This window comes from Streptomyces zagrosensis (assembly GCF_014203645.1).
GTDB classification, from domain to species: domain Bacteria; phylum Actinomycetota; class Actinomycetes; order Streptomycetales; family Streptomycetaceae; genus Streptomyces; species Streptomyces zagrosensis.
This window is the reverse complement of record NZ_JACHJL010000001.1, coordinates 101764-118921: the sequence shown is the minus strand read 5'-3', so window position 1 is coordinate 118921 and position 17158 is coordinate 101764. Positions and strand designations below refer to the sequence as shown.

At 68.5% G+C, this 17158-nt stretch carries 13 protein-coding genes; 8 read left to right on the top strand and 5 right to left on the bottom strand.

What is annotated here, in order from left to right; all coding sequences use genetic code 11:
* Positions 1 to 375: 375 nt before the first annotated feature.
* The 3 genes from ppdK to FHS42_RS00470 all read right to left on the bottom strand — a co-directional run bounded on the left by ppdK (position 376) and on the right by FHS42_RS00470 (position 5905).
* The gene (gene ppdK / locus FHS42_RS00480) at positions 376 to 3108 is read right to left on the bottom strand and encodes a pyruvate, phosphate dikinase (protein WP_184568472.1); all 2733 of its coding nucleotides are present in this window, start codon (positions 3106 to 3108) and stop codon (positions 376 to 378) included.
* A 451-nt stretch (positions 3109 to 3559) separates the two neighbouring features.
* Positions 3560 to 4795 carry a tRNA dihydrouridine synthase DusB gene (gene dusB / locus FHS42_RS00475; protein WP_184568471.1) on the bottom strand — a complete coding sequence of 412 codons (1236 nt, stop codon included), beginning with the start codon at positions 4793 to 4795 and terminating at the stop codon, positions 3560 to 3562.
* Between the two features lie 234 nt (positions 4796 to 5029).
* A complete protein-coding gene (locus tag FHS42_RS00470) occupies positions 5030 to 5905 on the bottom strand; it encodes a helix-turn-helix transcriptional regulator (protein ID WP_184568470.1) in 876 nt (291 codons plus the stop codon).
* Positions 5906 to 6104: 199 nt separating this feature from the next.
* Between FHS42_RS00470 and FHS42_RS00465 the strand changes: the two genes are divergently transcribed.
* The 3 genes from FHS42_RS00465 (at position 6105) to FHS42_RS00455 (ending at position 9779) form a co-directional block, all read left to right on the top strand.
* Complete coding sequence (locus tag FHS42_RS00465; protein WP_184568998.1) at positions 6105 to 7565, top strand: MFS transporter; 1461 nt, start codon at positions 6105 to 6107, stop codon at positions 7563 to 7565.
* Between the two features lie 86 nt (positions 7566 to 7651).
* Positions 7652 to 8650 (top strand): helix-turn-helix domain-containing protein, encoded by a 999-nt coding sequence (locus FHS42_RS00460; protein ID WP_184568469.1) that lies wholly within the window; start codon positions 7652 to 7654, stop codon positions 8648 to 8650.
* A gap of 91 nt (positions 8651 to 8741) precedes the next feature.
* A complete protein-coding gene (locus FHS42_RS00455; protein WP_184568468.1) occupies positions 8742 to 9779 on the top strand; it encodes an NADP-dependent oxidoreductase in 1038 nt (345 codons plus the stop codon).
* Between the two features lie 284 nt (positions 9780 to 10063).
* On the opposite strand, the gene FHS42_RS00450 is transcribed toward FHS42_RS00455, so the two are convergent.
* Positions 10064 to 11446 (bottom strand): glycine--tRNA ligase, encoded by a 1383-nt coding sequence (locus FHS42_RS00450; protein WP_184568467.1) that lies wholly within the window; start codon positions 11444 to 11446, stop codon positions 10064 to 10066.
* 183 nt (positions 11447 to 11629) lie between these two features.
* On the opposite strand from FHS42_RS00450, the gene FHS42_RS00445 reads away from it, so the two are divergent.
* The 5 genes from FHS42_RS00445 (at position 11630) to FHS42_RS00425 (ending at position 16036) form a co-directional block, all read left to right on the top strand.
* Positions 11630 to 12640, top strand: a complete 1011-nt coding sequence (locus tag FHS42_RS00445; protein WP_184568466.1) for a metal ABC transporter substrate-binding protein — start codon at positions 11630 to 11632, stop codon at positions 12638 to 12640.
* A gap of 388 nt (positions 12641 to 13028) precedes the next feature.
* Complete coding sequence (locus FHS42_RS00440) at positions 13029 to 13781, top strand: metal ABC transporter ATP-binding protein (RefSeq protein WP_312866692.1); 753 nt, start codon at positions 13029 to 13031, stop codon at positions 13779 to 13781.
* A complete protein-coding gene (locus tag FHS42_RS00435; RefSeq protein WP_184568465.1) occupies positions 13781 to 14677 on the top strand; it encodes a metal ABC transporter permease in 897 nt (298 codons plus the stop codon). Before FHS42_RS00440 ends, FHS42_RS00435 begins: the two co-directional genes overlap by 1 nt.
* Positions 14678 to 14785: 108 nt before the next feature.
* Positions 14786 to 15202 (top strand): Fur family transcriptional regulator, encoded by a 417-nt coding sequence (locus FHS42_RS00430; protein WP_184568464.1) that lies wholly within the window; start codon positions 14786 to 14788, stop codon positions 15200 to 15202.
* A 291-nt stretch (positions 15203 to 15493) separates the two neighbouring features.
* Positions 15494 to 16036 carry a DUF1707 SHOCT-like domain-containing protein gene (locus tag FHS42_RS00425; protein WP_184568463.1) on the top strand — a complete coding sequence of 181 codons (543 nt, stop codon included), beginning with the start codon at positions 15494 to 15496 and terminating at the stop codon, positions 16034 to 16036.
* 165 nt (positions 16037 to 16201) lie between these two features.
* Here the strand turns inward: FHS42_RS00425 and FHS42_RS00420 are convergent, their stop codons facing one another.
* Complete coding sequence (locus tag FHS42_RS00420; protein ID WP_184568462.1) at positions 16202 to 17047, bottom strand: isoprenyl transferase; 846 nt, start codon at positions 17045 to 17047, stop codon at positions 16202 to 16204.
* Positions 17048 to 17158: the final 111 nt, after the last annotated feature.

The window sequence follows — 17158 nt, the reverse complement described above, 5'->3', positions numbered from 1 at the left end:
CCGGTGGGTGCTCAGGCCGGATTGCTCGTTCCCGTGGGGGGTAACGGGCACCGCATGGCCGTTGAGCATCAGTTGCCGCCGCACATCTGGCTGGCGGTAACGGCTCCCGTGGGGGGAGTAGTAGGGGGCGGCGCCTCGCACAGGCGCCGCCCCCTTTCGTACGCCCGGACCGTCCGCTCGCCGTAGTGCGCCTACGGCCGGGGAGCCAACGGCAGGCACTGAGGGGTGAGGTGCCGCGCCACGATCCCCTTGCGACAGGGAACCGGCTCCCGCGGGTAGGCGGTTCAGCGAGGTGGCCCAACGGGCGTGAGCACGCAGGAGCGGGCGAAGCCGCACAAGGCGCTGGCCCCCGCGACTTCGCCCGCCCCGTGGCGGTTAGCGGCTGTCGCTGCCGGCGGACTCCGCCGCCGCCCGACCCGCCTCAAGACGCGCCACCGGGATGCGGAAGGGCGAGCAGGAGACGTAGTCGAGGCCGACCTCGTGGAAGAAGTGCACCGACTCCGGGTCGCCGCCGTGTTCGCCGCACACGCCCAGCTTGAGGTCGGGGCGGGTGGCCCGGCCGGCCTCGACGGCGGAGCGTACGAGCGCGCCCACGCCGTCTCGGTCGATGGTCTCGAACGGGCTGACGCCGAAGATGCCCTTCTCCAGGTACGCGGTGAAGAAGCTGGCCTCCACGTCGTCTCGGGAGAAGCCCCACACGGTCTGGGTGAGGTCGTTGGTGCCGAAGGAGAAGAAGTCGGCCGACTCGGCGATCTGGCCGGCCGTCAGCGCGGCACGGGGCAGCTCGATCATCGTGCCCAGGGTCAGCTTGAGGTTCACTCCGCGCGCCTGCTCGACCTCGGCGATGACCCGCTCGGCCTCCTCGCGGACGATCTCCAGCTCCTGGACGGTGCCGACCAGCGGAATCATGATTTCCGCGCGCGGGTCGCCCTTGGCGTTCTTCCGCTCGGCTGCGGCCTCGGCGATGGCCCGTACCTGCATCGCGAACAGGCCCGGGATGACCAGGCCAAGGCGTACGCCGCGCAGGCCCAGCATGGGGTTTTGCTCATGCAGCTTGTGCACGGCCTGGAGCAGCCGCAGGTCGTTCTCGTTGGCGTCCTGGCGGGCCTCGGCGAGCGCGACCCGTACCGACAGCTCGGTGATGTCGGGCAGGAACTCGTGCAGCGGCGGGTCGAGGAGTCGCACCGTCACCGGCAGCCCGTCCATCGCCTCGAACAGCTCGGTGAAGTCGGCCTTTTGCAGCGGCAGCAGGCCATGGAGCGCGGTCTGCCGGTCGGCGTCGGTGTCGGCGAGGATCAGCCGCTCGACCATCTCGCGCCGCTCGCCGAGGAACATGTGCTCGGTGCGGCACAGGCCGATGCCCTGCGCGCCGAAGCGGCGGGCGCGTGCGGCGTCCTCGGCGTTGTCCGCGTTGGCCCGCACGCGCAGCCTGCGTACCCGGTCCGCGTACGCCATGATCCGGTGTACGGCCTTGACCAGCTCATCCGCGTCGTCGGCGCCCGCGTGCATCCGGCCCTCGAAGTATTCGACCACCGGTGAGGGCACGACCGGTACCTCGCCGAGGTACACCTTGCCGGAGGAGCCGTCGATGGACACGACGTCGCCCTCTTGGACCACGGTGCCGTCCGGCGCGGTCAGGCAGCGCCGCTTGGTGTCCACCTCAAGCTCCTCGGCACCGCAAACACAGGTCTTGCCCATGCCGCGGGCGACGACGGCGGCGTGCGAGGTCTTGCCGCCGCGCGAGGTGAGGATGCCCTCGGCGGCGATCATGCCGTTGAGGTCGTCCGGGTTGGTCTCGCGGCGAATGAGGATGACCTTCTCGCCGGAGCGCGACCACTTGACCGCGGTGTACGAGTCGAAGACGGCCTTGCCGACCGCGGCGCCGGGCGAAGCGGCGATGCCCCGGCCGATCTTCTCCGCGGCGGCGCTCTCGTCGAAGCGGGGGAACATGAGCTGCGCGAGCTGCGCACCGTTGACCCGCTGGAGGGCTTCGGCCTCGTCGATCAGGCCCTGGTCCACGAGTTGGGTGGCGATGCGGAAGGCGGCACCTGCGGTGCGCTTGCCGACCCGGGTCTGAAGCATCCACAGCTTGCCGCGCTCGATGGTGAACTCGATGTCGCACAGGTCCTTGTAGTGCGTTTCGAGCGTTTCCATGATCCGCATCAGCTCGTCGTAGGACGGCTTGTCGATGCCTTCGAGGTCGGCGAGCGGCACGGTGTTGCGGATGCCGGCCACCACGTCTTCGCCCTGCGCGTTTTGCAGGTAGTCGCCGTAGACGCCCTGGTGGCCGCTGGCCGGGTCGCGGGTGAAGGCGACGCCGGTGCCGGAGTCGGGGCCGAGGTTGCCGAAGACCATGGAGCAGACGTTGACGGCGGTGCCGAGGTCGCCGGGGATGCGCTCTTGGCGCCGGTAGAGCTTGGCGCGGTCGGTGTTCCACGAGTCGAAGACGGCACACACGGCCAGGTCCATCTGCTCGCGCGGGTCCTGCGGGAAGTCGCGGCCGGTCTCCTTGGAGACCAGGGCCTTGAACTCGCCCACCAGGGCCTTGAGGTCGGCGGCGTCGAGGTCCACGTCCACGCTCACGCCCTTGGCGTGCTTGGCGCGCTCCAGCGCCTCCTCGAACAGGTCACCGTCCACGCCAAGGACGGTCTTGCCGAACATCTGAATCAGACGTCGGTAGGAGTCCCACGCGAAGCGCTCGTCGCCCGCCTGCGCGGCGAGGCCGGCCACCGAGTCGTCGGAGAGCCCGATGTTGAGGACGGTGTCCATCATTCCGGGCATGGAGAACTTGGCGCCGGAGCGCACCGAGACCAGCAGCGGGTCATTCGGCTGGCCCAGCTTCTTGTCCATGGTGGCTTCGAGCGCGTCGAGGTGTGCACTGACCTCGTCGCGCAGCGCCGGCGGCTCCTCACCACTGTCGAGGTAGACCTTGCACGCCTCGGTGGTGATGGTGAACCCGGGAGGGACGGGCAGCCCGAGATTGGTCATCTCGGCGAGGTTCGCTCCCTTGCCGCCCAGCAGATCCTTCAGGTTCCTGTTGCCCTCGGTGAAGTCGTAGACGAACTTCTGAGACTCAGGCTGTACATGGGGATCGTTGTTTTCCGACACGGTTCTCGACACCTCGCTGAGGTACCCCCGAACGTTGGCTCGGAGGAAGGCTGCCCTGACGGCGGGGAGCGTACCCAGATCGAAGGTGCATGGGTACGTCCACTTGGCGGTCATTCGGCCGTAACTGATTGGCCGCCACGAGATCGACGGTGATCCACACCACGAGACCTGTGATCCATCGAGAAGTTGACACCCCAAGGTGAGCGTTCAAGCCCCGAAGGCAAGCCGCCCGCAATGCCCGATTGTCAGCACTCACAGCAAGGACACGCAAGCGGAGTGCAGTAATCCGTATGATCCTTTAAGGAATCAAGAGTGGCACTGAGTGCCACGCATTGGAGAGGTGTGTGCGCTCAGACGGACGAGTGGATCAACAAATGAGCACGCTCATCTGAGCAAACCACCGATCACACGTGGCGAGAATCACGTCCGTGTTTCCATGTTTCAGGGAAATTCAGCCGCCCGAGGTACTCAACTCGGCCTCGGCGCCCACCGCGGCCCTCTCGTAGGGATCATTGAGCCAGCCATCCGGCAGAACCACTCGATCTCGGCCAGACGTTCGACCCCTGGGCCCGTCCGCACCCGCAGGCCATGCCTGGTCACGGTCCATATCGCTCATCAGAGCGGCCAATTCCTCCAGCGAGGAGGCGATGGCGAGCCGCTTACGCATATCGGAGCCGACCGCAAAGCCCTTGGTGTACCAGGCCACATGCTTACGAAAGTCGATGACGCCCCGCCGCTCATCCTCAAGCCACTGCCCCAGCAGCTCCGCATGGCGCAGCATCACCCGCGTGACCTCGCGCAGCGTGGGCGCGGCGTACCCCGTGGGCCCCTTGGTGAGCGCCGCCCATGCGGGCCCACCGCCGGCCCCCGGGACCGCTCGGGACACCGCCTGAGCGTTGCCGGTGGCACCCAGTGTCGCGCCGGCGTCGAAGGCGGCCACCAGATCGCCGAACAGCCACGGGCGACCCAGACAGCCGCGCCCCACGACCACCCCGTCGCAGCCGGTCTCACGCACCATCCGCAGCGCGTCGTCCGCCGACCAGATGTCCCCGTTGCCCAGCACCGGAATCTCCGGCACCGCTTCCTTCAGCCGTGCGATCGCCGACCAGTCGGCCTCGCCGCTGTAGTGCTGCGCCGCGGTGCGCCCATGCAGCGCGATGGCCCGTACGCCCTCCTGCACCGCGATCCGCCCGGCGTCCAGATAGGTCAGATGGTCGTCGTCGATGCCCTTGCGCATCTTCATCGTCACCGGCAGCTCACCGGCGCCCGCGACCGCCTCGCGCACGATCGCGCGCAGCAGATGGCGCTTGTACGGAAGCGCCGAGCCACCGCCCTTGCGGGTCACCTTCGGCACCGGGCAGCCGAAGTTCAGATCGATGTGGTCGGCCAGATCCTCGTCCACGATCATCCGGACCGCCTTGCCGACGGTGGCCGGGTCCACCCCGTACAACTGGATGGACCGCGGCTTCTCGACGCCGTCGAAGTGGATCAACCGCATCGTCTTGGCGTCGCGCTCCACGAGTGCTCTGGTGGTGATCATCTCGCTGACGAAGAGGCCCTTGCCGCCGGAGAACTCCCGGCACAGCGTGCGAAACGGCGCATTGGTGATGCCCGCCATGGGGGCCAGGATCACCGGCGGCACGACCGCGTGCGTGCCGATGTGGAGCGGCTGGGACTCGGCGGTCATCGCGGACGCGTCCTTCCGAAGAGGGTGGTGGGAGCAGACCTCTCATTGTCCCCCATGAGCCCGGCGACTCGAAGCGGGTGCCGCTGGGACCAGCGTCCCGGGTGGCCGCCGCTGCGGCCCGCCCCTGTCCGTCGCCGCGCAGCACCCACCCCCTACGTCGCCGCGTACGTCGCCCTGCCCGCTTCCCGCGCCCCTGGGGCACCCGCGGGCACCCGCGCGCCCCCACCGGCCCGCTCACACCCCGGCGAGCGCCCCCGAGACCGTGAGCTCCTGCAACCGCTCAAGCCGGGCCCTTGACTCCTCGTCGGCCGGCACGTAGGCGATCATGCGCGGCCCGGGGCGCGGGCCGAGCCACAGCATTTGGTAGTGCAGGTGCAGCAGCCCGACGTGGGTGTTCAAGAACCGCTTGGTGCGATCTGGCGCCATCCGCATCACCTCGTGCCGCTCCCAGATCTCCCGGAACTCAGGCGATGCCTGCTGAAGCCGCCCCAACAGGTGCTTCCACGTCGGCTCCGCAATGTGCTCGGCCATCGCCGAGCGGAACTTGGCCGCCATCGCCCTGATCACCTCCTCGCGATCCACCAGGGCCTGCGACCAGCCGGGGTTGGTGAAGGCGAGCCACATGCAGTTGCGCTCCTGCGGCGGCAAGGCATCCAGATCGCACAGCAGATTGCCGTAGGTCCGGTTGTACGCCAGTAGGTCATAGCGGCTGTTTTGCACACAGACCAGGATGGGCTCAAGCTGGCGCAGCATCGCGCGGACCGACTCGGAGATGCTGGCGCACTCCGTCCCAGGCGCCGGGTCGGCCACCGCGGCGAGCGTGAACAGATGCGTGCGTTCATTGGGGTCAAGGAGCAGCGCGCGGGCGATAGAGTCCAGCACCTGCGCCGATACGTGGATGTCGCGGGCCTGTTCCAGCCACGTGTACCAGGTGACACCCACCGCCGAGAGCTGCGCCACCTCCTCGCGGCGCAGCCCGGGGGTGCGTCGGCGGCGGCCCCGCGGCAACCCCACCTGTTCGGGGGCGATGCGCTCGCGGCGGCTACGCAAAAAGGCCGCCAGCTCACTGCGCCGTACATCGGTCTCTGCGGCCTGCGCGGTCGTCGTCATACTCCTAGGGTGCGGCAAGCTCGATCCGGTTGCCAGGTACTGCGGGTACCAGAATAGAAGACTCTGGTACCCCTCTGCGGTGTGCGGGATCGTCTTGTTCGTGAGTCAGATCCGCGTGCGAGTTACCGAATCCGTTTCCGCGTCCCCTACCGCCCACTCCGCCGCTTCCACCACTGCCGCCACGGCCGGCGCTTCCGTCATGTCCGGCACATCCGGCACATCCGCCGTCTCCAGCACACCAGGACCAGTGGCCAACGGCGCCCCACCTGGCACCGGCTCGTCCTCGCTCAGCGCGCTCGGCCTGTTCACCGTGCTGCTCGGCGCCGCCCTGCCGCTGATCGACTTCTTCATCGTGAACGTCGCCCTGCCGGCGATGGACCGCGATCTCCACGCCGGTCCCGCCGTTTTGGAGCTGGTCGTCGCCGGATACGGCGTCGCCTACGCCGTGCTCTTGGTCCTCGGCGGACGGCTGGGCGATATGTTCGGCCGCCGCAGGCTCTTTCTCATCGGTATGGCCGCCTTCGGGCTGACGTCGCTGGCCTGCGGGCTCGCGCCCGACGCCTGGACACTGGTGGCGGCCCGTGTCGCACAAGGCGCGTCCGCCGCGTTCATGCTGCCCCAGGTGCTCGCCACCATCCACTCCACCACGACCGGTGGACGGCGCGCCCGCGCGATCGGCCTGTACGGGGCGACGGCGGGCCTGTCCATGGTCGCCGGCCAGATTCTGGGCGGCGTTCTGGTGGCCGCCGACCTGTGGGGCACCGGCTGGCGCTCGGTCTTCCTGGTCAATGTGCCGGTAGCGCTGATCGGCCTGGTGCTCGCCATGCGGTCGGTGCCCGAGACCCGCTCGAACCGTCCCGCCGCCGTGGACATACCCGGCACCTTGCTGCTCGCGGTCTCGCTGATCACCCTGCTGCTGCCGCTGACCGAGGGCCGGGCCGCGGGCTGGCCGCTGTGGACCTGGCTGCTGCTCGGCACGTTCCCGATCGCCGCCGTCCTGTTCTACGTGGTCGAGCGCCGGGCCGACCGGGCGGGGAAGGTGCCGCTGGTGCCACCGAGCCTGTTCGCGCTGCCGGGGTTGCGCCGCGGCCTCGTACTGGTGCTGCCGTTCTCGATCGGCTTCGGCGGCTTCATGTTCGTGATCGCCGTCGCCCTGCAACAGGGCATGGACTACGGTCCGGTGGCCGCCGGCATGGCCCTGGTACCGATGGCGGTGGCCTTCTTCCTGGTCTCGCTTGCGGGCCCGCGCATCGTGGCCAAGTACGGCAGCCGAGTGGTAACGGTCGGCGCGCTGATTCAGGGCGTCGGCATCGCGATCGTGCTGCTGACCGTGGCGCACGGCTGGCCGGACCTGGGGGTTGCCGAACTGGCACCCGGAATGGCGGTGGCCGGCATCGGCCAGGCCATGCAGTTGCCGGTGCTGTTTCGCATCGTGCTCGCGGACGTGCCCAACGACCGGGCCGGGGTCGGCAGCGGCGTCATGGTCACCGCGCAGCAGTCGGCACTCGCCCTCGGCGTGGCCACGCTCGGCACGCTCTTCCTCTCCCGCGCGGCGTCGGTGGGCATGCGCGACGCGCTGATCACCACGCTCGCGGTGCAACTCGCCGGCGTCGCGGTGACCGCGCTGCTCAGCCTGCGACTGCCCCGCGCGGTGCAGTGAGCGCCCCGGGCACCGGCCACCAAGCACCAAGCACCAAGTCCTAAAGTAGAACCAGGCACGAGGACACCGACGCGTAGGAGAAGACTTTGTCCAACGCGGGGAAAGGGACCGTCCCCGAGGCGGAGCAAGGGACCGTGCCCGACGCGTGGGAAGGCACCCTGTCCGACCCGTGGTTGCCCTGGGCGGTGCGGGTAGCGCCGAGGTCGGCCCCGGACGCGTTCCGGGCGGAGGTCCAGCGGCACCGGCTGGACGACGTCACAGTGATCGACCGCTGTTCGGACTCGTTCAGCGGTGCACGCGGGCCCCGGGAAATCGCCGCGACCGACGGCGACTTCCTCGTGGTCCGCATCGTGCGCTGTGGCAACGAGGTATTCCGCCGGGGCGGGGACCAATGGCTACTGGAGGCCGGTGACGCCATCGTCTGGGAGAGCGACCGCCCAGCCCGGTTCGACGCGTGCGGCCCCGTCGTCACGCGCAGTCTCGTCATGCCGCGCCGCAGCTTGCACGATGTGGGTTGCCCGCTGACGGCGAGCAACCCCCCTGCTGCCGGTCGGCTGCCCGCCGTGAACCTGCTGGCCGGCTACCTCGATGCGCTCGACGCGACGCTGCCCGCGTTATCCGGCCCGCCCGGCGTGGCCGCCCGCAACGCCCTGCTGGAATTGGTGTGGGGCGCGTTGCGCCCGGCGACGCCGCTGGACCCGCAAGCCGTACGGCCCGCCCGATGGGCGGCAGTGGAGCACTACCTGGACACCCACTTGGGCCGCAGCGACTTGTCAGCCGACGAGGTGGCTGCGACGCACGGCATCTCGGTCCGCACCCTTGGGCGGTTGTTCACCGAGCACGGCGGGACGTTCACCGGGATACTGCGCGCTAAGCGGATCGCCCGCGTCCGCGACGACCTGCTGACCAGCGACGTCACGATCGAGGCGCTGGCCCGGCGCTGGGGCTTCTTCGACACCAGTCATCTGAACCGGCGGTTTCGGGCAGTGCACGAGCTGTCCCCGCACGAGTACCGCCTCCGCCACCGCGAAGCCGTTTCCGACGTGCAGCGTGTCGCCTCGAAACGGCCGAGCCGTACCCCCTGACGGCGCGCACGTACCCGGTGCCGCCCCCGCCGCACGCCGAGACTCGGCTTGAACGCCCCGGTCGGCGGGGTGTGAGCGAGGGAGTAAAGCGATGACGACCAAGCGCACCAACCGGGCGTTTCGGCTACGGAAGCGCCCAGCGGGCCTTGCCGAGCAGGCCCCGCTGGATCTCGTGGCGGAGGAGGTCGCGCCCCTCGCGGACGGGCAGGCGCTGGTACGGACGCTGCTGCTCTCCGTGGACCCGATGAACCGGATCTTCATGAGCGACATACGGAGCGAACTGCCGCCGGTGGAGATCGGCGAGGTGATGCGCGGCCTCGGTGTCGGCCGGGTCGTGGCCTCGCGCCGCGCGGACTTGCCGGTCGGCGCGCACGTGCTGGGGTGGACCGGCTGGCAGGACTACCGGGTCGTGGACGACGCGGTGCTCGAAGGGACGTTCACCGTGCTGCCCGACCCGTTGCCGGCGCCGCCCGAGGACCTGCTCGGGGTGCTCGGGATGACCGGTATCACCGCGTGGCTCGCCGTGGAGATCGCCGACCCTCGCCCCGGCGAGACGGTGGTGGTGTCCGCGGCCGGCGGCGCGGTGGGCTCGATCGCGGGCCAGCTCGCCAAGGAGCGCGGCGCGCGGGTGGTGGGCGTGGCCGGCGGATCGGAGAAGTGCCGCTACGTCGTCGAGGAGTTGGGCTTCGATGCCTGCGTGGACCGGCGCGCGCCGAACTGGCGCGAGCAGTTCGACGCGGCTACGCCGGACGGGATCGACGCGGACGTGGAGAACGCGGGGGGCGAGGTCCTGGACCACGTGCTGACCCGTATCAACGTCGCCGCGCGCGTGGCACTGTGCGGGCTGATCGCCGACTACAGCGCGGACCCCGCCCAACGGCACGGCCTGCGTAACCTTGTGGAGGTGCTTGAGCAGCGCGCCTCCGTGCGCGGATTCCTGGTCACCGACCACACCGATCGCTATGACGAGATCACCACGGAGTTGGCGGCCCGGCTCGCCGATGGCCGCCTGCGGCACTCGCGGGTCGTCGTGGACGGCCTGGAGCACGCCCCTGCCGCACTGGACCGAGTCTTCCGCGGCGACGGCCGGGGCAAGATCCTGGTCCGGGTCGCGGCGGACGGTTTTTGACCCAGCGGTTCCTCATCCGGCGGCTCTTGGCCCAGCAGCGGTTCCTGACCCCACCGGAAAGCGGACGGCAGCAGTACCCCGACCACCCTCAGCGGTCGTACGGGCCCTACTCATGACGTACCCCGCGCTGACCGCGCCCCGCCACCCACGAAGCCCCGCCACGCGAGGACGCCGGGTCGGCCTCAGCCCACCCGGCGTCCAGCAATCCGCAACCAACTACCCGCAAACCAGCAATCGGCGCCCAGCTACCAGCTACCAAAATGCACGGCCGCGCTAAGGGCTTACTAGCAGCCCAGCAACCGGCTGCCCAGGTATCCCTGGATCTGGTCCAGGGAAACCCGCTCCTGCTTCATGGTGTCCCGCTCGCGTACGGTCACCGCGTTGTCCTCCAGCGTGTCGAAGTCAACGGTGACGCAGAACGGCGTGCCGATCTCGTCCTGCCGGCGGTAGCGGCGACCGATGGCCCCGGCGTCATCGAACTCGATGTTCCAGTTCTTGCGGAGGTCGGCCGCCAGGCCCTTGGCCTTCGGCGAGAGCTGCGGATTGCGGGACAGCGGCAGCACCGCGACCTTGACCGGCGCGAGCCGCGGGTCGAACCGCAGCACGGTGCGCTTTTCCAACTTGCCCTTGGCGTTGGGCGCCTCGTCCTCGATGTAGGCATCAAGCATGAATGCGAGCATCGCGCGGTTCACGCCGGCAGCCGGCTCGATGACATACGGGGTCCAGCGCTCGCCGGCCTCCTGGTCGAAGTACGACAGGTCCTGGCCGGACGCCTTCGAGTGCGCCTTGAGGTCGTAGTCGGTGCGGTTGGCCACACCCTCCAGTTCGGAGAATTCGTTGCCGCCGAAGTTGAAGCGGTACTCGATGTCAGCGGTGCGCTTCGAATAGTGCGAAAGCTTCTCCGCCGGGTGGTCGAACCACCGAATGTTCTCCTCGCGGATGCCGAGGTCCACGTACCAGTTCCAGCGCTGTTCCATCCAGTATTCCTGCCACTGCTCGTCCTCGCCTGGCTTGACGAAGAACTCCATCTCCATCTGCTCGAATTCACGGGTGCGGAAGATGAAGTTGCCTGGCGTGATCTCGTTACGGAAGGACTTGCCGAGCTGGGCGATGCCGAACGGCGGCTTCTTGCGTGAAGTCTGCTGTACGGCAACGAAGTTGGTGAAGATGCCCTGCGCCGTCTCCGGGCGGAGGTAAGCGAGCGAACCGGCGTCCTGCGTGGGGCCCAGGTGGGTCGAGAGCAGACCCGAGAACAGCTTGGGCTCGGTGAAGCTGCCCTTGTTGCCGCAGTGCGGGCAGTTGATCTCAGTGAGACCGTTCGCCGGAGGGTGACCGTGCTTCGCCTCGTACGCCTCCTCCAGGTGGTCCGCGCGGTAGCGCTTGTGACAGGAGGTGCACTCGGTGAGCGGGTCGGTGAAGGTGGAGACGTGGCCGGACGCCTCCCACACCTCACGGGCGAGGATGACGGACGAGTCGAGACCAACGACGTCGTCGCGCGAGGTGACCATCGAACGCCACCACTGGCGCTTGATGTTCTCCTTCAGCTCCACGCCGAGCGGTCCGTAGTCCCAGGCGGCCCGCTGACCGCCGTAAATCTCGCTGCACGGATAGACAAAGCCACGGCGCTTGCTCAGGCTGACGATGGAGTCGATCTTGTCGGCGGCCACGGTGCTCTCTTCATTACGACGACGAAGCGGTCAGTGCGGGGTCCGCCGGGTACTCGCCCGCGCGCCCCAACGAATGACCCAGATTACCGGCGGCGACACCCCTGGGATCAAATCGGTTCTGGAAAGACAGCATTCAACCAGCCTTGTTGACAATCGTTTCCACTTTAGTTGAAAATGACTGTCATGAACGTAAGACGACGCCTCATGCCCGCCACCGCGATAGCCGGCGCTACCGCGCTCTCGCTGGTCACGCTCTCCGCCTGCTCCGACGACTCCGACAGTGCCGGCAAGGACGGAAAGCCGCAGGTCGTAGCGTCGTTCTATCCGATGGAGTTCCTCGCCAAGCAGATCGGTGGCGAGCATGTCCACGTCAGCACCCTCACCAAGCCCGGCGTGGAGCCGCACGACCTAGAGCTCAAACCTCGCCAGGTGGCCGAATTGAGCAAGGCCGATGTCGTCCTCTACCTGAAGGGCCTACAGCCCGCCGTGGACGAGGCGGTCGGCCAGTCCGAGGCCAAGCACAAGGTGGACGCGGCCGAGCTGACCTCGCTGGAGAAGCACGGGTCCGCGGTCGGCGGCCATGAGCACGGCGACGAAGAGGGCCACGGCGACGAAGATCACAGCGCGGGCGAGCACGAAGACGAGCACGGGCACGACCACGGCAGCGAGGCCGGCGGCGACCCGCACATCTGGCTCGACCCAGCGAAGTACGCCGAGGTGGCCAAGGGCCTGAACAACAAGCTCGCCGAGGCGGACCCCGACCACAAGGCCGCCTTCAAGAAGAACACCGACGCGCTGGTCACGAAGCTCAACGCGCTCGACAAGGACTTCACCACCGGCTTGAAGAACCGCACCACCGACACCTTCATCACCACCCACTCGGCGTTCGGCTACCTCGCCGAGCGATACGGTCTGGACCAAGAAGGGATCTCCGGCATCTCCCCCGAGGCCGAGGCGAGCCCGGCCCGGATCAAGGAGATCCAGGAGATCGCGAAGAAGGAGAAGGTGAGCACGGTCTTCTTCGAGACCCTGGCCAGCAACAAGGGAGCCGAGACCGTTGCCGAGGACACCGGCCTAAAGACCGGCGTCCTCGATCCCATTGAGGGCATCAACGACAAGTCAAAGGGCGACGACTACTTCGAGGTCATGCGGGCCAACCTCGCCGCCCTGCGGCAGGCGCTCGGCGCCAAGTAGCGCCACGGTCTCCGCGCCCACCCGTAACACTCGCCGCACACACCCCCTCCCCCACGCAGCCGACACGCCGGCCGCAGCAGCAATTACGGCAACAGCCAAAGCAACAACAGCCACCACAAGAACAACAGCAACAAGAATGACCCAGGCAATAGCGAAAAACGGCCGGCACAGCGGTCAAGACCAACGAGAGATCATCGCGGAGGTAGGCGTGGCGAGCGAGCGAGGTGGAGGGGCCGCCGGAGTCATATCCAATGCGGCCGAGCGGCCCACGACGGAACACGCAGAACGCGCGGAACAGACAGAACACACGGAACAGGCAGCACACGCAGTACACCCAGAGCCTGCGGCGTACGCAGCCAAGTCCTCGGACGAGGAGCGCGAGCCGGTCATCACCGTGCGCGGTGCGCGGGCCTCACTCGGCTCGCGGCCCGTGCTGCGCGGCGTGGACCTGACGGTCCGCCGCGGCGAGGTGGTCGCCCTGCTCGGCGCGAACGGCTCCGGAAAGTCCACGATGATACGCGCCGTCGTCGGTCAAGTCCCGCTAAATTCAGGCGAGTTGGAGCTGTTCGGCATCCCGCGCCGGCGCTTTCGCCAGTGGGCCCGCGTCGGCTATATGCCGCAGCGCACCACGGCCGCCAGCGGCGTCCCTGCGACCGTTCGCGAAGTGGTGTCCTCCGGGCGCCTCGCCCGTACGAAGCTGCGCTGGCCAGGCCGCGATGATCGAGCCGCCGTGGATCGGGCCCTGGAGTTGGTGGGCATGGCCGACCGAGCCAAAGACTCGGTCAACGCGCTCTCCGGCGGCCAACACCAGCGGGTGTTGATCGCCCGTGCCCTCGCCGGCGAACCCGAGCTGCTGATCATGGACGAGCCGATGGCCGGCGTTGACCTGGCCAGCCAGCAGGTGCTGGCGGACGCACTGCGTCAGCAGGTCGCCGAGGGCACCACAGTGCTGCTCGTCCTGCATGAGCTGGGGCCGCTTGAGCCTCTCATCGACCGGGCCGTGGTGCTCCGCGACGGTTGCGTGGTGCACGACGGTCCGCCGCCCCAGGCGGTCGGCCAGCACGCCCTACCCGGCCACGACCACATCCACCCGCACGCCGCGTACGCCGCGGAACCGATCCGGACGGGGCTGCTGACCTGATGGAAATGCTCGATTACGCCTTCATGCAGCGGGCGCTGCTCGCCGCCGTCCTGGTGGGCATCACCGCCCCCGCCGTGGGGATCTACCTCGTCCAGCGCCGCCAGGCGATCATGGGTGACGGCATCGGGCACGTCGCCCTCACCGGCGTCGCGCTCGGCTTCCTGACCGGCAACAACCCGGTATGGACGGCCGTAGCGGTAGCCTCGCTCGGGGCGATCTTGATGGAGTTGATCCGCTGGTACGGGAAGGCTCGCGGCGATCTCGCGTTGGCGATGCTCTTCTACGGCGGCATGGCGGGCGGCGTCCTGCTGATCAACATGTCGGACACCGGCTCCAACGCCAACCTCACCTCGTATCTCTTCGGCTCAATCACCACGGTCTCGCAGCAGGATGTCCGCACGATCTGCGTGCTGGCGGCCTTCGTGATCTTGATCACGCTGGGGCTGCGCCGTCAGCTCTTCGCCATCTGCCAGGACGAGGAGTTCGCGCGAGTGACCGGGCTGCCGGTCCGGTTCTTGAACCTGCTGCTCGCCGTCACGGCGGCGGTCACCGTCACCGTGGCCATGCGGGTGGTCGGACTGTTGCTGGTCAGCGCGCTGATGGTGGTCCCGGTCGCCGCCGCGCAGCAGGCCACCCGCAGCTTCCGTACGACGCTGGCCCTTTCGATCGCAATCGGGCTGTTGGTGACGCTGTCCGGTACCAGCTATTCCTATTACGAGGATGTGCCGCCCGGCGCGAGCATCGTCGTTCTGGCCATCGGTGTCTTCGCCGTGATCACCGTGCTCGCGGCGCCACTGACCCGAAGGCGAGCGCGGCGCGCGGCACTGGCGGAGGAACAGTGCACCGTGGAGGCCCCTGCCCGTCACATATCGGCCAACGACGACGTACGGGTGTGACAGGCGGGGCGGGAAGGCGTCTTCGTGCCGGTCACGCCACCTGGCAGACTGGCACAATGTCCAGCCGGATGCCGGACAGGCAACGAGCAGGAGATTGAGGAGGCAACTGTGGCGACCGCGGGTCCCCCAGTACGCGGCCGAGCAACCAGACAGCGCGCCGCGGTGGCGGCGGCGCTGGACGAGGTGGACGAGTTCCGCAGTGCGCAGGACCTCCACGACATGCTCAAGCACCGCGGCGACTCGGTCGGCCTGACCACGGTCTACCGCACGCTCCAGTCCCTCGCCGACGCGGGCGAGGTCGATGTCCTGCGTACGGACGAGGGCGAGTCCGTCTACCGTCGGTGCAGCACCGATGACCACCACCATCACCTGGTGTGCCGTTCCTGCGGCAAGGCGGTCGAGGTCGAGGGCCCGGCCGTGGAGAAGTGGGCCGACTCGATCGCGGCGGAGCATGGCTTCGTTGATGTGGCCCACACGATCGAGATCTTCGGTACGTGCGGCGAATGCGAGGCGGCGAAGGGCTGAGCGCCCTTCCCCGCTGGCACCTCGGGTAGCACCCGCCGACACCTCGCGCAGCACCCTCTAGCACCTCGCGTAGACCGCGAGCACCCTGCGTTGCCGCCGCTAGTGCTGCGACCACATAGGGGCCGCATACGGGCCGTATAGGGGGTCGTACGGGGACCGCGTAGGCCAGCCGGGTTGGGCGATGCAGGCCATGATTGGCCATGATGACGAGCGGTCGGCCTCCCATCGGATGCCTGGCCCGGTACGGACTTTGGCGCGTTCGCATCGCCGGCACGGCAGTAGAGTGCAAAAGTGACCGCACCGCCGGAAGACCGGCCGCCACTGATCAGCGAGGACGTCCGCGAGACGGGTGTGCGGCGCCTACAGGAGGCGTACGCCGAAGGGCACATCGCGCACGACGACTTGGACGAACGCCTCCACCAGGTGCTCACCGCCAAGAAGCACAGCGAGCTCGTGTCGGCGCTGGCCTCGCTCCCGCCTGAGAAGGCGGCCACCACGTCCACGATCGCCGCCGCCAGCGGTCGCATCCAGCGGCGCGGCGCATGGCGGGTGCCTCGGAGCCTCAAGGTCGAGTCCGCATTCGGCAGAGTGCACCTGAACTTGTCTCGGGCTGTCATCGAGCACGCGGTAGTCGATATCGAGTTGCAACTCGGCACCGGCAGAGCCAAGATCACGGTGCCCCGCGACGCGATTGTCGACGTCGAGGGTCTGAGCACCGGGTGGAAAGACGTGCACTACAAGCCCCCGCGGCGCTCCCGCCCCAGCGGGCCGACGATCCGGATCTCTGGGGCCATGGGCTTCGGACGGTTGAAGATCCGCCACGCGTGGCGCTGAGGTTTCATCCGCCACGCGCGGCGTTGATAGCCCTTCCGCCACGCGCGGCGTCAACGGCCCTCCCGCCTCCGGGACCGGCTGTCCGCCACGAGGACCACCACGGCAGCAACGACAGCAACGACAGGGATAGCCACAAGAGCCCCAGGGGCCAGCACGGAGCGACCGCTAGGAACCCGCTTCGCTGCCCGCCGGCGATCCGTCGGCGCCCGGAAGGCTCGGGTCCGCGCCGCCGAATCGCCGGTCACGCTGCGCGAACTCCAGACATGCGCGCCACAGGTCCCGCCGGTCGAAGTCGGGCCACAACACGTCCTGGAACACCATCTCCGCGTACGCGCTCTGCCAGATCAGGTAGTTGGACGTCCGCTGCTCGCCGGACGGCCGCACAAAGAGATCCACGTCCGGCATGTCCGGGTAGTAGAGGTACTTCGCCAGCGTCTTCTCGTTCACCTTCGACGGGTCGAGCCGTCCCGCCGCCACATCGGCGGCCAGCGCGGCAGCCGCGTCCGCGATCTCCGCGCGGCCCCCGTAGTTGAGGCAGAAGTACAACGTCATGGCGTCGTTGTCCTTGGTCTGCTCTTGCGCGACCTGGAGCTCCTTGGCCACCGACTTCCACAACTTCGGCATCCGTCCGGCCCATCGGATGCGGATGCCCAACTCGTCCATCTGGTCTCGGCGGCGGCGGATGACCTCGCGGTTGAAGTTCATCAAGAAGCGCACCTCGTCGGGTGAGCGCTTCCAGTTCTCGGTGGAAAAGGCGTACAGCGACAGGTTCTTGACGCCCATCTCCAGGCATCCCTTGAGCACGTCGAGCACCACGCCCTCGCCGACCTTGTGCCCCTCCGTACGCGGGAGCCCGCGTTCCTTGGCCCACCGGCCGTTGCCGTCCATGACGATCGCCACGTGCTTGGGCACCAGTTCACCCGGGATCTTCGGCGGTCGCGCACCGGACGGATGCGGTTCCGGAGCCTGGTATTCGCGTCGGGTCCGGCCCATGAATCCGCGTCGTGCCATGCGTGCCACGTCTCCCATACCTCGCTCGTACGGCGCGTCTACGCCGTCAGCCTCATTCGTACCGGCGTCTGCTGTACGCCGTCTTCTCCTACGCCGCGCCGGGCGCGGCCC

Coding starts and splice junctions, on each gene's coding strand:
- FHS42_RS00445 (WP_184568466.1), top strand. CDS start 11,630: ATGAACGTAAGACGACGCCTCATGCCCGCCACCGCGATAGCCGGCGCT.
- FHS42_RS00465 (WP_184568998.1), top strand. CDS start 6,105: ATGTCCGGCACATCCGGCACATCCGCCGTCTCCAGCACACCAGGACCA.
- dusB (WP_184568471.1), bottom strand. CDS start 4,795: ATGACCGCCGAGTCCCAGCCGCTCCACATCGGCACGCACGCGGTCGTG.
- FHS42_RS00435 (WP_184568465.1), top strand. CDS start 13,781: ATGGAAATGCTCGATTACGCCTTCATGCAGCGGGCGCTGCTCGCCGCC.
- FHS42_RS00455 (WP_184568468.1), top strand. CDS start 8,742: ATGACGACCAAGCGCACCAACCGGGCGTTTCGGCTACGGAAGCGCCCA.
- FHS42_RS00470 (WP_184568470.1), bottom strand. CDS start 5,905: ATGACGACGACCGCGCAGGCCGCAGAGACCGATGTACGGCGCAGTGAG.
- FHS42_RS00420 (WP_184568462.1), bottom strand. CDS start 17,047: ATGGCACGACGCGGATTCATGGGCCGGACCCGACGCGAATACCAGGCT.